The sequence below is a fragment of the Chryseobacterium gossypii genome, from assembly GCF_041361455.1.
Lineage (GTDB): Bacteria > Bacteroidota > Bacteroidia > Flavobacteriales > Weeksellaceae > Chryseobacterium > Chryseobacterium gossypii.
This window is the reverse complement of sequence record NZ_JBGCUR010000036.1, coordinates 1-14,076: the sequence shown is the minus strand read 5'-3', so window position 1 is coordinate 14,076 and position 14,076 is coordinate 1. Positions and strand designations below refer to the sequence as shown.

Sequence of the window (14,076 nt, the reverse complement as noted above, 5' to 3'; positions counted from 1 at the left end):
AAAAACAAAGAAAAGAGAATGGCACAAGGAAAACAGACTCCACGTCAGAAGATGATCAACCTGATGTATTTGGTGTTCATCGCTATGATGGCCCTAAATATCGATGCGGAGATCATCAGATCATACTACGATTCTACAGTATCATTGAGAGAAACCCGTTTGTTAACAGAAAAAAAGAACGAGGATATTTTCGAGAAGACTTTAGAAGCAAAAGCTCAGCAGGTACCTGATACTTATGCCCAGCCTTGGGAGCAGTATAAGGTACTGAAACAAAAAATCAATGATCTGGTTTCCCATGCTGAACAGATCAAAGATAAATTGAAGAAAGAATCTGAGTTTGTAGAAAAAGATCCGAAAACAGGAAAGCTTATTGATGTTAGCGAGAATTTCTCTGCATTGAACAATAATGAGGCCACTACAAAATACTTCTTTAAGGACGGGGACGAAAACTCTCCTTCCAAAGGAGCAGGTGACCTGAAAAATAAAATGGATGATGTAAGGAATTATATCAATACAACCTTTGGAAATAACCCTCAGTTGGCAGATTTAGTGGCAAGAGCCAATAAATCTTTGATTGCCGAATATGCCAAAGGACAATCTCCGAATAATAAGACATGGCTACAGAATAAATTCTACCATCAGCCTCTGATCGCGGCTATCTCTAACCTGGAGATCATTCAGAATGATGCGAGAAATGTACAGTCCGATGCATTGGCATTATTACTTCAGGAGAAAGTGGATGCGAGCATCAAATTCTCCAGCTATGAGCCGATTGTTTCAGGACCTACTGATATTCAGGCCGGAAAACAAGCTGAAGTTACTGTAATGCTGGGTACTTATTCTAATAGCAATAAGATTAATATTTCAGGAGTGAGCAGACAGGAGAACGGAAAAGGTATCATCCCGATTTCAGGTTCAGGCCTTGGTGAGCATAAAGTAGGAGGTATCATTACCTTGACGGACGCATCCGGAAAACCTCAGACTTTCCCTTGGACGCATACGTATAATGTGATCGCCGGTCCGCAGGAAGTGAAGCTTCAGCAAGGATTATTACTTTCGGCTGATAAAATGAATGTAATGTACAGAGGATTGGAGAACCCTGTTTCAGGATCTATCCTGGGTGCTGATAATTCTAAATTGTCATTATCTGCTCCGGGAGCTACAGTGAGAAGTACAGGTCCTGGAAAATGGAATGTTACGCCTACAACAGGAAATGTTGTTAAGCTGACCTTATCAGGTACGGATCCTCATGGAAGAACGATTTCTCAGGTATTTGAATATAGAATTAAGAATATTCCTAGACCTCAGGGACAAATCAGAGGAAAAGCGGTTAACTATATGCCGGCCAATTCGATCCCTAACCAGATTGTAACAGCCACATTACCTGACTTTGATTTCCCTGTTTCATTCACAGTTAACAGTTTCATTATGAAACTTCCTGGTAGAGCAGGTACTTTGATCCAGGGTAGCTCTTTATCACAAGCTGAAGGAATGCTTAGAAACCTAAGACCTGGTGATGTAGTTCAAATTTATGATATTCAGGCGACTGCAACTGGTCTAGGAAACCAAAGACTTAAAGAAATATCACCTGTAATTATCAATGTTCAATAAGATTAATTTGTAAATCATATGAAAAAATATATTAGCAGTCTTTTCGTATTAGTTTCGGGATTAGTATTCTCCCAGACTATTCTTAATGCCTCTTCTCCGGAGGAGTTCAGAAAGATGAGAGACGAGAATAAGCAGAAAATAGGAGATACTATCGTGGATAAAACAGTGAAACCTTTGGAATATGGTTTTGTTGATGATAAAGACATCCTGAAAAGCATGTATGTTTGGGAGATCATTGATATGAATGACAAAATTAATCAGCCATTCTATTATGATAATCCGGACGGTCTTCTTGCCACTTCTACCAGATCATTATATCAGTTGCTGCTGGATGCTGCCCTGAACGGGAAGATTACAGAAGTATATGATGATGAAAACTTTACGGTGAGATTATCCCCTGAAGGAATCCAGAAAAGACTGGAAAGTGTGAGATTGGATGATCAGGCGATTGATATCCTTAACTCCGGAAGACAATTAACAGAAGAAGAGAAAAAGCAGTATACCGATTATATCAGAACGACAACGGATAAAGTGAAAGTTCTTAAAATAATGGGAATGTGGTACATTGATAAGAGAAATGGTGAGTTGAAATACAGACCTCTTGGAATTGCTGCCATGGGACCAGACCCGTCATCTGTAGGAAGAATAGGTCCTGATGGTAAACCTTTAGAGGGATCTGATGAGCTTATCGATCTTTTCTGGATCTACTATCCTAATGCAAGAGATATTCTGGCTAACAATTATGTTTACAACAGAAAGAATTCATCTGCAGACTTATCTTTTGATGATCTGATCAATGCAAGAAGATTTTCTTCTATAATCTACAAATCATCAACGGGCTTAGGTGACGGAGTTATCAAAGATTATATCCCTAAAGACGCCGATGACCAGATTGAAGAGAGTGACAGAATCAAAGGGCAGATCCTTCAAATGGAAAATGATATGTGGAATTACTAGATTTCACTTGATATTTATACAAAACCTGAGTATTTTTACTCAGGTTTTTTTATTATGGAAAATGTAGATTATATTGTTGTGGGAGATGGCTATGCCGCCCTTTTCTTTGCCCACCGGTTAATAAAGAATAATAAATCTTTTAAACTGTTTTCCGAAGGAAGGAAAAGTGCATCCCGGGTTTCGGCAGGCATCATTAACCCTGTTGTTCTCAAAAAGTTTACAACCTTCTGGAAAGCCCAGGAACAAATTAATTTCCTTAAAAAGACCCTTGACGAAATACAATCCTATACCGGGAAAAATTATCTGATAAACGCGCCGATCCACAGAATCTTCCACGATGAGAATGAACAGCACCTTTGGCTTAAAAAATCTGAAAACGAAGAATTAACGCACTTTTTAGACAAAGATTTCAGGCATTTGGCAATTGTTAATAACCCTTTTGATACGGGTAAGGTTAAACAGTCGGCAAGACTGGATGTTTCCGGTTTTTTCAATGACCTGTTCCGCTATCTTGAAGATAATTTTCACCTCATCAGGGAAAAGTTTGATTATAATGCGCTGGATACTTCGGAATCATCATACAAGGATTTCACCTTCAAAAATACCGTCTTCTGTGAAGGAATGGGAGTGAAAGAAAATCCATTCTTTTCAGAGATACCGGTGAATCCGAACAAAGGCCATCATATCAGAGTAAAGCTGTCCGAGCCGGTTCCTGAAAATATTACGATCAAGAAGAAACATTTTTTGTTTCCTGTGGATGAGGGGCTCTGTTTTTACGGAGGCACCTATGACAGAGAACAGTTGCATCATCATATCGATGATTCGGCGGTAGAGCAGTTGATTAAGGGATTATCGGAATTTTATCCGTATGATTTTGAGCTGGATGAAGTGAATTTTGGTTTCAGACCCACAGTGAAAGACAGGAGGCCTATTATCGGAGAACATCCGGAATATAAAAATCTGTATGTTTTCAATGGGTTGGGAGCCCGGGGGATTTTAAACGGCTGCTACTTTTCCCAAAGCTTATACGATCTTATCGAAACGGATATGCCGCTGCCTGCAGAGGTGTCTTTGACCCGGTTCGGCTAAAATAGGATAGAATAGTTGAAAAATTTTCTTATCTTGAAGAATAGAATACTGACTATGAATGAAAATATTTTAGGCATTGTGGCGGGTGTTTTAACTTCTGTTTCCATGATCCCACAGCTGGTTAAGGTTTTGAAAGAAAAGAACGTGGAAGATATTTCTTGGATCATGCTGCTGGTCCTTATTTCAGGTCTTTCTTTGTGGGTGTGGTACGGCTTCCTTAAAGATGAGCTTCCTATTATCCTGTCTAATTCCTTTGCTGTACTGGTAAATATCAGTTTATTCGTTTGCTACCTTCTATACAGGAATAAATGATCAAGACCCCGATAATTAAAATACAAAAAGTGCTTTACAGGTAAAGCACTTCTTGCATGATATGGTGATAGTTTATTTTGAATCCTGGTTCTGGAGTACAAATTTAGCTAAAGGCGCCATTCTGGCCCTATTTAAAGTTAAAATATTCCCTTTTACAGAATAATTATCCGTAGCCAGTAATGCTTTTGTGAATTGTTTCTCAATATCAAGATCGTCACAAGCCATCATAGTAGAAATTCCCGGGTTAAATTTTATACGCATCAGGTCAGGCTTGATTTCAAAGGTTCCACTAAGGCCGTTACATCCGCCGTTCCCTTCATACCTCATATCGCTCATATTTAAAGTAAGATACGGATTCCTTTTTGGGTCTTTCAGTTGTATAGGTTGCCCGTAGAGCTCAGTAAGTTTCCAGGTTTTTCCTCCGATGTCGACAGGGTCTGGTGTTGCCGAAGCAGAGGCAGAGACAGGTTTGTTCATACATGACAGGGAAAATATGATCAGACACAACAAGCTTACATTAAATAAATTTTTCATAGTTATTGTTTTTACCCGGTTTTCGTTTAATAAGATGCCATTTTAGCAGGGGCCTGATTCTTGCCGGAGGCTGAAGCTTTTTTGTGGTGGAAAAGAACCATATCAATGTCCTTTTTCAAAAAAACGATATCCCCTTTAACGTTGCTATACTGATACTCTGCATTGGATGCGGAATATTCAGGCAGATCAGGATTTTTTTTGAGCTCATAGGTCTTACCCTCCAGATGTATGATTACCGTATTGGTTGTATTATTAGTAATCACTTCCAGCCGGTCACCAAAATCATCAACAAAGACATCTTTTTTAATGTCGTCAGTGCTTACGGGAACGTTGTGGTGGGTAATTTCAGGCTCTTTCCCGGGGTGTTTACACGCTATTGCAGAAAGGACAATCAGGCCCGAAATAAAGAGTTGTAAAAACTTTTTCATAGTAATAAGTGATTTTTAAGTGTTTCATGAATTAAGGTGTTAATATTTTATAAATTTACGAATTTTTATAATATTATAGTGTTAATTTTTTATAAATAAATTTATTATACATATTATATCCTGTAAAAGATAATAATATAAATGCTGGTTTAAAGATCGGAAAATTAAATTCGTGATCAGGAAACCCGCATCCCATCTGCCCGACTATAGTGGTAGACTTAACGGCAATTTTAAATATGCCAGTTTAAGCTACAGGACGGCTTTCAGATTATTTCAAGATGCGTTAAATATTGTTAATATGTATCAGAATATTTGGCTCTAATAGAATAATTATCTTTCTAAAGCTTACCTTTGCAACTTCAAAATGAGAAATTATATCGTATATTTTTTGACAAGCCTGTTTCTGCTATTCATAGTGGAAAGTAAAATAAATGTCAGGACTTTACAGAATGCTCCATTGGGGCATACTTCTCATCATATGCCTAAACATGTCAACCGCCTTAATCAAACCTACGAAAAGCTTTCTATTCAGCAAATAGCGGATGATACGGATAATTACTCACTGGAACTTAATGAAAATGATTTCCAGCTGTCTGATACCTTACAGACCGTTGCAGCCTTTGCAAGTATTTTTGGTCTTCTTTATTCTTTAGGATTACTGCGTTATAAGCGATTAAATCCTGCCGTATATGGCCTGATTGCAAATTTTTCAGCAGTAAAAAAATTCATTCTGATACGTTCGATCAGAATTTAGGATTCCTTTTCCGATCATACTCATTTCATCCCTAAAGGAATGAAGAGTATCCCTATTACCGCTTGTGAAGAATTTTCACAAGATACTCTCAGTAAACTTATTTCAATTTAAATATTAAACGATTTATAATTTCAGAATTATGATGAAAAAAGTCGCGACAGGCCTCGTGCTCAGTACTTTTCTGTTGCTTACGAACTGCAATGGCAAAAAGGAAGAAAAGGAAGAAACCGCCGTTTACCCGGTTACTAACCCTGTTAAAAAAGATACTGTAATCAATAAGGAATTTGTAGCCCAGATCCAATCGGTGAAAAATATCGAAATCAGGGCGCAGGAAAAAGGATTTCTGGAAAAAATTTATGTAGATGAAGGGCAGTTTGTGCATGCAGGCCAAACCCTGTTCCGGATTATGCCACAGGTTTACCAGGCAGAGCTGTTGAAGGCCAGGGCAGAAGTGGAGCAGGCTGCTATAGAATTAAAAAATGCAAGTACACTGGCCAGCAATAATATTGTTTCCAAAAATGAAAGAGCCATGGCAAAAGCCAAGCTGGATGCCGCCAATGCTGAAATGAAGCTCGCCCAGATCCATCTTTCATTCACCGATATCAAAGCTCCGTTTTCAGGAATCATCAACAGGCTGCCCCTGAAGCTTGGTAGCCTCATAGACGAAGGAGATCTATTGACCTCTTTGTCTGACAATACCAACGTTTATGCTTACTTTAATGTCTCAGAACCGGAGTATTTGAATTACCAAACCCATGTTTCACAAAGAGGAAGCCGGCAGGTGAATCTGATCATGGCCAATGGAAATGTATTTCCACAAAAAGGAGAGATCCAGACTATTGAAGGAGAATTTGATAATGAAACCGGAAATATTGCATTCAGAGCCAAATTCCCTAATCCCGACAAACTTTTAAGGAACGGGCAGACCGGAAAAGTACAAATGACTTTACCTCTCCAGAACGCATTGATTATTCCACAAAAATCCACCTACGAAATCCAGGATCAGAAATATGTTTTCATTGTGGATAAAAACGGAGTGGCAAGATCAAGAAATATAAAGGTGGCTTATGAGCTGCCCGATCTGTATGTGGTTGCTTCCGGACTTTCAGTAGGAGATCGGATACTTGTGGAAGGAGTACAAAAGGTAAAAGACGATCAGAAGCTGAAAACCAGGTATCTGAATCCGGTACAGGTAATCCGGTCATTGAAATTAAAAGCAGAGTAGTGGCTCTTAAAAAGAAGAAGTAGTATGTTTAAGAAATTCATTCGCAGACCAGTTCTGTCAATCGTAATCTCATTGATTATCGTCTTTTTAGGGATTCTGTCATTGGTAAAACTTCCCGTAACGCAGTTTCCGTCTATCTCTCCGCCTAAAGTGAATATTACAGCGGAATATCCCGGGGCAAACAACGAGCTGCTGATCAAATCAGTAGTAATTCCTTTGGAAAGAGGTTTAAATGGTGTTCCCGGAATGAAATATATGACCTCGGATGCCGGGAATGACGGTGAAGCATCCATTCAGGTGGTATTTGACCTGGGAACAGATCCGAACGTCGCTGCGGTAAATGTACAAAACCGTGTATCTTCAGTTGTTAATAAACTACCCCCTCTGGTAGTTCGTGAAGGGGTGAAGATTACCAGAGAAGAGCCTAATATGCTGATGTATATTAACCTCTATAGCGATGACCCCAAAGCCGATCAGAAATTTTTGTTCAACTATGCAGATATCAATGTGATGTCTGAATTGAGAAGAGTAAATGGAGTAGGCTTTGCGGATATTCTGGGCACCCGTGAATATGCAATGCGTATATGGCTGAAACCGGACCGGCTGACAGCCTACAATATTTCAGCGGATGAAGTAATGGAAGCTTTGAATCAGCAGAGTTTAGAGGCTTCACCGGGTAAAACAGGTGAAAGCTCCGGGAAACGCTCACAATCTTTTGAATATATTTTAAAATATCCGGGCCGTTACAGCAACGAAAAAGAATACGGAAACATTATCCTGAAAGCGAAGCCCAACGGAGAATTTGTAAGGCTGAAAGATGTTGCAGATATTGAATTCGGAAGCTCAATGTATGATATCTATTCCACACTGAACGGCAAGCCTTCCGCAGCCATTACCGTAAAACAGTCATACGGTTCCAATGCAAGTGATGTTATCAGGAATGTGAAAACGCTAATGGCGGATCTTGAGAAAAATAATTTTCCCAAAGGGATGCATTATGAGATCAGCTATGATGTATCCAGGTTCCTGGATGCCTCAATGGAGAAGGTTGTCCACACGCTGTTTGAGGCTTTCGTTCTGGTGGCGATCGTGGTATTCCTTTTTTTAGGAGACTGGCGTTCAACGCTGATCCCTGCTCTTGCGGTTCCGGTCTCATTGGTAGGGACCTTTGCAGTAATGTCCGCATTTGGGATCACCCTGAACATGATCTCGCTCTTTGCATTGGTGATGGCAATCGGTGTTGTGGTGGATGATGCAATTGTAGTTATTGAGGCTGTCCATGCCAAAATGGAAGAAAAGCATCTTTCACCTTTAAAGGCTACGGAAGAAGCAATGCATGAAATCAGTGGCGCGATTATCGCAATTACCCTGGTGATGGCATCTGTGTTTATCCCTATTGCATTTATGTCTGGTCCTGTAGGGGTATTTTACCGTCAGTTTTCCATTACGATGGCATCATCTATTATTCTTTCGGGCGTAGTTGCACTAACCCTTACCCCTGCATTGTGTGCCCTGATCCTGAAGAATAATCATGGAAAAGCTAAAAAAAGAACTCCGGTCACGATATTTCTGGACAGATTCAATAACCTGTTTACAAAAGGTGCTGGAAGATATGAAAAGCTGCTGAACAAAACTGTAACCCGGAAAATGATAACGCTTCCCCTGCTCCTGATATTCTGTGTGTGTACTTTTTTCCTGAGCAATTCCCTTCCGTCAGGATTTATTCCAAGTGAAGACCAGGGAATGATCTATGCGATCATCCAGACACCACCGGGTTCTACACTGGAAAGGACCAATCAGATTGCGAAAGAGCTTCTCAGGGAATCTGAGGATATTGACGGGGTACAATCCGTTTCTTCCCTTGCAGGGTATGAGATCCTGACAGAAGGTACGGGATCCAATTCAGGGACTTGCCTGATCAATCTTAAAAGCTGGGAAGACCGGAAGGAATCGGCTGCGGAAATTATTGAAAAGCTGGAAGAAAAAGCTAAAAATATTCCCGGTGCCAATATTGAATTCTTCCAGCCTCCTTCCATTCCCGGATATGGAGCCGCCGGAGGGTTTGAGCTGCGGCTGCTGGATAAGGCGGGCAGCGGGGATTATCATAAGATGGAGCAGGTAAGCAATGATTTTGTGCGCGAGCTTAAAAAACGTCCCGAACTGGGTTCCGCATTTACATTCTATTCAGCGAGTTTCCCGCAATATATGCTCCGGGTTGATAATGATCTGGCGGAACAAAAAGGAGTAACGATAGAAAATGCAATGGACAACCTTTCAACATTGATCGGGTCAAACTATGAAACAAACTTTATCCGCTTTGACAGACCCTACAAGGTGATCGTACAGGCCGGGCCACAATACCGTGCCCTTCCAAGCGACCTGCTGAAATTATACGTAAAAAATAATAAGGACGAAATGGTTCCCTATTCAGATTTTATGAAACTGGAAAAAGTGTATGGCCTGTCTGAAATAACGAGACATAATATGTATAACTCTTCTGAGGTAAGCGGAACGCCGGCGCCGGGATACAGCAGCGGGCAGGCTATTAAAGCTATTCAGGAAGTAGCGGATAAAACCCTCCCGCGAGGTTTTGGTATCGATTGGGCCGGGATTTCAAAAGACGAGGTAAGCCGTGGAAATGAAGCTGTATTTATTTTCCTTGTATGTCTGGGATTTGTTTATTTAATTCTGTCTGCACAATATGAAAGCTTCATTCTTCCTTTACCGGTAATCCTTTCTTTACCAACAGGTATTTTCGGAGCCTTTTTATGTCTCAAGCTTTTAGGTCTGGAAAACAATATCTATGCACAGGTGGCTATGGTAATGCTCATAGGGCTCCTGGGAAAGAACGCGGTACTGATTGTAGAATTTGCCGTGCAGAAAAAAGCTGAAGAAGGGATTCCGGTGGCTAAGGCAGCTATTGAAGGAGCAGCGATCCGTTTCCGTCCGATTTTGATGACCTCATTTGCGTTCATTGCCGGATTGATCCCGCTGGTGGTGGCAACCGGGCCTGGGGCGGTTGGAAACAGAACCATAGGAACAGCAGCGGCCGGTGGTATGTTGATAGGAACGATCTTCGGACTGATGGTTATTCCGGGATTATACTATATTTTCGGAACAATTGCCGAAAAATCAAGGCTGGCGAGATATGAAGAAGAAAACCCTTTAACTGAACAAACTGAACCTTACCAACACGATGGAAAATTTGAAGACTAAAAATATTATCACAACCGTAGCTTTATCACTCATCCTTGCAAGTTGTAAAGCTCCTATGGCAACCGTTATAAAAGATGAAGTGAAGGAAAATCTTCCCCAGAACTTTAACCAGGAAGAACAGCAGGAAGCCAGTACCAATAGCGGAACTACCCCATGGAGACAGTTTTTCACCGATCCTAATCTGGTGATATTGATTGAAACGGCTTTAAAAAACAACCAGGAACTGTTGATTACCCTTCAGGAAATTGAAATTGCCAAAAGCGGGGTTCTTGCTAAAAAAGGAAAACTGTCTCCCACGGTCACTGCGGGGATAGGGGCCGGATTAAAAAAGGCCGGGCGTTATACCAGCGAAGGAGCCGGGGATGCCACCACAGAAATAGAACCCGGCAAAGAAATGCCTGATCCGCTGGGGAATTTTGAAGGCGGTTTAATGGCCGACTGGGAAGTTGATATCTGGAAAAAGCTCAGAACGGAAAAAGAATCGGCTATAGCCCATTATTTATCCACCGTTGAGGGCAAAAACTTCGTGCTGTCCAATCTTATTGAAGAAGTAGCCAATCATTATTATGAACTATTGGCTTTAGACAATCAGCTGGATATTATCCACCAATATATAAAACTTCAGGAAAAGGCTTTGGAAATCTCGAAAGTACAGAAAGAAGCTGCCGCCGCGACAGAATTGGCCGTGAAAAAGTTTGAAGCGGAACTGGCCAAATCAAAAGCTACGGAATACACCATTCGTCAGGAGATTACGGAGAAAGAAAATGAGATTAATGCTCTTCTGGGAAGGTATCCTCAACCTATCATACGAACTAAGGAGAGCTTTATGTCTACAATTCCGCAGACCGTTTATACCGGGATTCCTTCCCAGTTGCTGGCCAACCGCCCGGACATAAAACAGGCTGAACTGGAACTGAAATCTGCGAAACTGGATGTGGAAGCGGCTAGAAAAGAATTTTACCCTTCACTGGATATCTCAGCCGCTTTGGGGCTGGAAGCCTTTAAGCCTTCCTATCTGGTAAAAATGCCTGAGTCCATTGCATATAATTTAGCAGGAGACCTGGCGGGGCCGCTTATCAACAAAAGTGCGATCAAAGCGAATTTCCAGACAGCGGATGCCAGGCAGATACAGGCTTTATATGAATATGATAAAACGATTCTGAATGCTTATCTTGATGTAGCCAATCTGATGTCAAAGGTGAAAAATATTGACCAGTATTATAAGCTAAAGGCCGAGGAAACCCAGGCTTTGGACCAGTCTATTGACATAGCCGGCCAGCTGTTCAAAAACTCAAGAGCAGATTATCTGGAGGTCCTTTTAAACCAGAGAGATGCTCTGGATGCGAAAATGGAACTGATTGAGGCCAAACAGAAGCAGCTGAGCACAGTAGTGGATATTTATAAAAGTTTAGGCGGAGGTTGGAAATAGCTGTAAATTTTGATGTTTAAAATGGAGATTGCCTTTTCGGGCAATCTCTTTTGCATCTGTCATAAGCACATAAAATAAGGGCTCAGTGAAATACTGAACCCTTTGGAATTTACCTACATGAAAAGTTTAAAGTTGTAGCTAAATAATATATTTACATGGTTTTTAGTTTTCTGATTTATGTTGCTAAAGCAATTTTAATGTCTCCAGTGGGTACCGTTTTTTACAGGCGGATCTTCCTCAAGATCTGAATTGCTGTCGGTATCGCCTTCGGACTCAGGTTCAGGATCTGTTTTGGCTGTTATACCTGCCATGGCAGGCTGAAAGTCATTCTCATCATCCTGTCTGCAAGACGTCAGCGCTGTTAAAGAAACGGTCATAATAGCTAATAAAAATATTTTAAATGAGATAATCTTTTCCATAAATTTCAGAGTTAAAAGGTTATCCCGGCCAGGTTTGTTTCTTAGAATTCTGAGATCGAAATTATAGTCATAAAATGAGATATAAAAACAGTTGTTGTCTCTATTCGGAAATTAAGACGTCCTAATTCATGAATTGAGACATTTATAATAGTTTGTAAATCAGAGTATTATGTGTTTGTTGTTTGATATTGAAAGTGTAATGATTAATTCATTGCCGTTTATTAAAAATTCATTGATTTTATGTATTTTTGGTAAGAAAACTTAGCCCTGATAATCATTAATGTGATAAAAAAACTATTTTTAATATTATTTATAGTAATTTTTAAATCTCTTTTTTCTCAGAAAGGGTATAGCGAATATTATAAACTGAGAATGAGATATGAAAATATTGAAGAAAACAATCCCAAGGCACTTCCCTATGTTCAGCTTTACATAAATAAGGCCAAAAATGAAAAAGATTATGAAAGGATGGTTCAGGGATATAAAGACGGCGTTTTCTATTCTTCTTCAAATGAACTAAAGCTAAAATATGCGGATAGTGCAGTATGGGCTGCAAAATTGTCTGAAAATCCGGATCTTATCAGCACGGCATATATAGAAAAAGGAGTGGTCTATTATTACCACTATAAAAGATTTCAGCTGGCACTTAATGAGTATCTTCAAGCCTATGAATATTCCAAAAATACCAGTAATGACTTTTTGAAATTTCAGAATTTATACCATATAGGTGTTGTTAAAAGCTATTTGGGATATTATGATGAAGCTTCTGAGCTGTTCAGGAAATGTATTGCCTACTATCGTCCTAAATCCAAAGCCAATGCACATCCTAATGAGATCTATAATAATAAGAAAGGATATCTGAACAGTCTGCACCAGCTGATTATCTGCTACCGTAATTCGGGAAAAGATAAGGAGGCGGATTCTGCCATACAGGCAGGGCTTCAGGAAGTTGCCGACAACCCGGAGTATTTGCAGGAAAAAGGGTATTTCTTATTATGCAAAGGAATTTCTGATTATAAAAATAAAAGATATAAGCCGGCAATCACCTTCCTGAGCCGGTCAGTAGCTCCTATTAAAGGTGGCGGAGATTTTTCCTGGCTTTCTGTGGATTATTTTTATCTGGGTAAAAGCTATCTCGGTCTGAAAAATAATGTAGAATCAATTTCTTATTTCAGAAAAGTGGATTCTATTTTTCAGAAACATAAGTTTATCCTTCCTGAGCTGCGGGAAAATTATGAAATACTCATTAATCATTATAAAAAGGAGAAGGATCACGAACAACAATTATACTTTACAAGCCAGCTTTTAAAGGCTGACAGCATTATCTCAAAGGATTTTATCTATTTATCCCCTAAGATTCATAAGGAATATGATACCAAAACATTGCTGGATGAGAAAAATAAACTGGAACGGGCCAATTCCTGGGGCAGCATTATTATTATGATCTTAAGTGTGCTGGCCGTGGCCTTGATTGTTTTATTGGGGGTGAGATATAAAAAGGAAAAGGAAATCCAGCAAAAATATATCCTGCTGGAAGAGAAGTTCACAATGCAGCAGAGTATGTCTGCTGAAAAATCTCCTTCAACAACAGAAGAAAAGAAAACAGGACTCGATGAAAGTAAGGTGGAAGAATTGCTCAGAAAACTGAAGGCTTTTGAAGATAAAAAAGAGTTTACTAAAAAAGGATTGACCATTAACAAGCTGGCAAGCCAGCTTGGGACCAACTCCAACTACCTTTCCCAAGTGATTAACGATTGTAAAGGAATGAATTTCAATAAGTACCTCAGCGAACTCCGGATCAATTATATTACCACCCTGTTATTTGAGAACAGGGAATATCTGAAATATGGAATAGAAACTTTGGCCAAAGAATGCGGTATTGCTTCCAGACAGAATTTTTCAGACCTGTTTTATGAAATCAACGGAATAAGGCCGACAGATTTTATCAGAAAAAGAAAACAGGAACTTGACAACAAGAATAATTTTTCTACTCTGACCCCTATTTAAGCCCCTTTCCAACTTTTTTAAAATTTTTTCATCTTTAATTATATACGCCGCGTTTTGTCGTGTGGTATCTATATTTTTGTGGTACATTGATAGAA

The 14,076-nt window shown here is 39.8% G+C and carries 12 protein-coding genes; 9 read left to right on the top strand and 3 right to left on the bottom strand.

Features of this window, described 5'->3' with window-relative positions:
• Positions 1-18: 18 nt before the first annotated feature.
• Genes porM through ABMQ40_RS15125 form a run of 4 tightly spaced genes read left to right on the top strand, consistent with a single transcriptional unit; the run spans position 19 to position 3,969 of the window.
• A complete protein-coding gene (gene porM, locus ABMQ40_RS15140) occupies positions 19-1,611 on the top strand; it encodes a type IX secretion system motor protein PorM/GldM (protein WP_370901068.1) in 1,593 nt (530 codons plus the stop codon).
• 18 nt (positions 1,612-1,629) lie between these two features.
• A complete protein-coding gene (gene porN / locus ABMQ40_RS15135; RefSeq protein WP_370901066.1) occupies positions 1,630-2,568 on the top strand; it encodes a type IX secretion system ring subunit PorN/GldN in 939 nt (312 codons plus the stop codon).
• Between the two features lie 54 nt (positions 2,569-2,622).
• Positions 2,623-3,657 (top strand): NAD(P)/FAD-dependent oxidoreductase, encoded by a 1,035-nt coding sequence (locus ABMQ40_RS15130; protein ID WP_370901064.1) that lies wholly within the window; start codon positions 2,623-2,625, stop codon positions 3,655-3,657.
• A gap of 33 nt (positions 3,658-3,690) precedes the next feature.
• A complete protein-coding gene (locus tag ABMQ40_RS15125; protein ID WP_370901062.1) occupies positions 3,691-3,969 on the top strand; it encodes a SemiSWEET transporter in 279 nt (92 codons plus the stop codon).
• Between the two features lie 72 nt (positions 3,970-4,041).
• Here ABMQ40_RS15125 and ABMQ40_RS15120 read toward each other — a convergent pair whose 3' ends face one another.
• The gene (locus ABMQ40_RS15120; RefSeq protein ID WP_370901060.1) at positions 4,042-4,503 is read right to left on the bottom strand and encodes an META domain-containing protein; all 462 of its coding nucleotides are present in this window, start codon (positions 4,501-4,503) and stop codon (positions 4,042-4,044) included.
• Between the two features lie 26 nt (positions 4,504-4,529).
• Positions 4,530-4,931 carry a hypothetical protein gene (locus tag ABMQ40_RS15115; protein ID WP_370901058.1) on the bottom strand — a complete coding sequence of 134 codons (402 nt, stop codon included), beginning with the start codon at positions 4,929-4,931 and terminating at the stop codon, positions 4,530-4,532.
• Positions 4,932-5,295: 364 nt separating this feature from the next.
• Between ABMQ40_RS15115 and ABMQ40_RS15110 the strand changes: the two genes are divergently transcribed.
• The 4 genes from ABMQ40_RS15110 to ABMQ40_RS15095 all read left to right on the top strand — a co-directional run bounded on the left by ABMQ40_RS15110 (position 5,296) and on the right by ABMQ40_RS15095 (position 11,555).
• Positions 5,296-5,685: a hypothetical protein gene (locus ABMQ40_RS15110; RefSeq protein WP_370901056.1), complete on the top strand. Its 390-nt coding sequence runs from the start codon at positions 5,296-5,298 to the stop codon at positions 5,683-5,685.
• A gap of 142 nt (positions 5,686-5,827) precedes the next feature.
• Complete coding sequence (locus ABMQ40_RS15105) at positions 5,828-6,910, top strand: efflux RND transporter periplasmic adaptor subunit (RefSeq protein ID WP_370901094.1); 1,083 nt, start codon at positions 5,828-5,830, stop codon at positions 6,908-6,910.
• 24 nt (positions 6,911-6,934) lie between these two features.
• Positions 6,935-10,126: an efflux RND transporter permease subunit gene (locus ABMQ40_RS15100; RefSeq protein WP_370901054.1), complete on the top strand. Its 3,192-nt coding sequence runs from the start codon at positions 6,935-6,937 to the stop codon at positions 10,124-10,126.
• On the top strand, positions 10,107-11,555 hold the full coding sequence (locus tag ABMQ40_RS15095; RefSeq protein WP_370901052.1) for a TolC family protein: 1,449 nt from the start codon (positions 10,107-10,109) through the stop codon (positions 11,553-11,555). The genes ABMQ40_RS15100 and ABMQ40_RS15095 overlap by 20 nt, the downstream gene beginning before the upstream one ends.
• A 194-nt stretch (positions 11,556-11,749) precedes the next feature.
• Here ABMQ40_RS15095 and ABMQ40_RS15090 read toward each other — a convergent pair whose 3' ends face one another.
• Positions 11,750-11,974 (bottom strand): hypothetical protein, encoded by a 225-nt coding sequence (locus ABMQ40_RS15090; RefSeq protein ID WP_370901050.1) that lies wholly within the window; start codon positions 11,972-11,974, stop codon positions 11,750-11,752.
• A 372-nt stretch (positions 11,975-12,346) separates the two neighbouring features.
• On the opposite strand from ABMQ40_RS15090, the gene ABMQ40_RS15085 reads away from it, so the two are divergent.
• Positions 12,347-13,981 carry a helix-turn-helix domain-containing protein gene (locus ABMQ40_RS15085; RefSeq protein WP_370901048.1) on the top strand — a complete coding sequence of 545 codons (1,635 nt, stop codon included), beginning with the start codon at positions 12,347-12,349 and terminating at the stop codon, positions 13,979-13,981.
• Positions 13,982-14,076: the final 95 nt, after the last annotated feature.

What these genes read in the sequence shown, in the direction of transcription:
- porM (WP_370901068.1), top strand. Translation starts at nt 19, where the DNA reads ATGGCACAAGGAAAACAGACTCCACGTCAGAAGATGATCAACCTGATG.
- porN (WP_370901066.1), top strand. Translation starts at nt 1,630, where the DNA reads ATGAAAAAATATATTAGCAGTCTTTTCGTATTAGTTTCGGGATTAGTA.
- ABMQ40_RS15130 (WP_370901064.1), top strand. Translation starts at nt 2,623, where the DNA reads ATGGAAAATGTAGATTATATTGTTGTGGGAGATGGCTATGCCGCCCTT.
- ABMQ40_RS15120 (WP_370901060.1), bottom strand. Translation starts at nt 4,503, where the DNA reads ATGAAAAATTTATTTAATGTAAGCTTGTTGTGTCTGATCATATTTTCC.
- ABMQ40_RS15115 (WP_370901058.1), bottom strand. Translation starts at nt 4,931, where the DNA reads ATGAAAAAGTTTTTACAACTCTTTATTTCGGGCCTGATTGTCCTTTCT.
- ABMQ40_RS15110 (WP_370901056.1), top strand. Translation starts at nt 5,296, where the DNA reads ATGAGAAATTATATCGTATATTTTTTGACAAGCCTGTTTCTGCTATTC.
- ABMQ40_RS15105 (WP_370901094.1), top strand. Translation starts at nt 5,828, where the DNA reads ATGAAAAAAGTCGCGACAGGCCTCGTGCTCAGTACTTTTCTGTTGCTT.
- ABMQ40_RS15100 (WP_370901054.1), top strand. Translation starts at nt 6,935, where the DNA reads ATGTTTAAGAAATTCATTCGCAGACCAGTTCTGTCAATCGTAATCTCA.
- ABMQ40_RS15095 (WP_370901052.1), top strand. Translation starts at nt 10,107, where the DNA reads ATGGAAAATTTGAAGACTAAAAATATTATCACAACCGTAGCTTTATCA.
- ABMQ40_RS15090 (WP_370901050.1), bottom strand. Translation starts at nt 11,974, where the DNA reads ATGGAAAAGATTATCTCATTTAAAATATTTTTATTAGCTATTATGACC.
- ABMQ40_RS15085 (WP_370901048.1), top strand. Translation starts at nt 12,347, where the DNA reads ATGAGATATGAAAATATTGAAGAAAACAATCCCAAGGCACTTCCCTAT.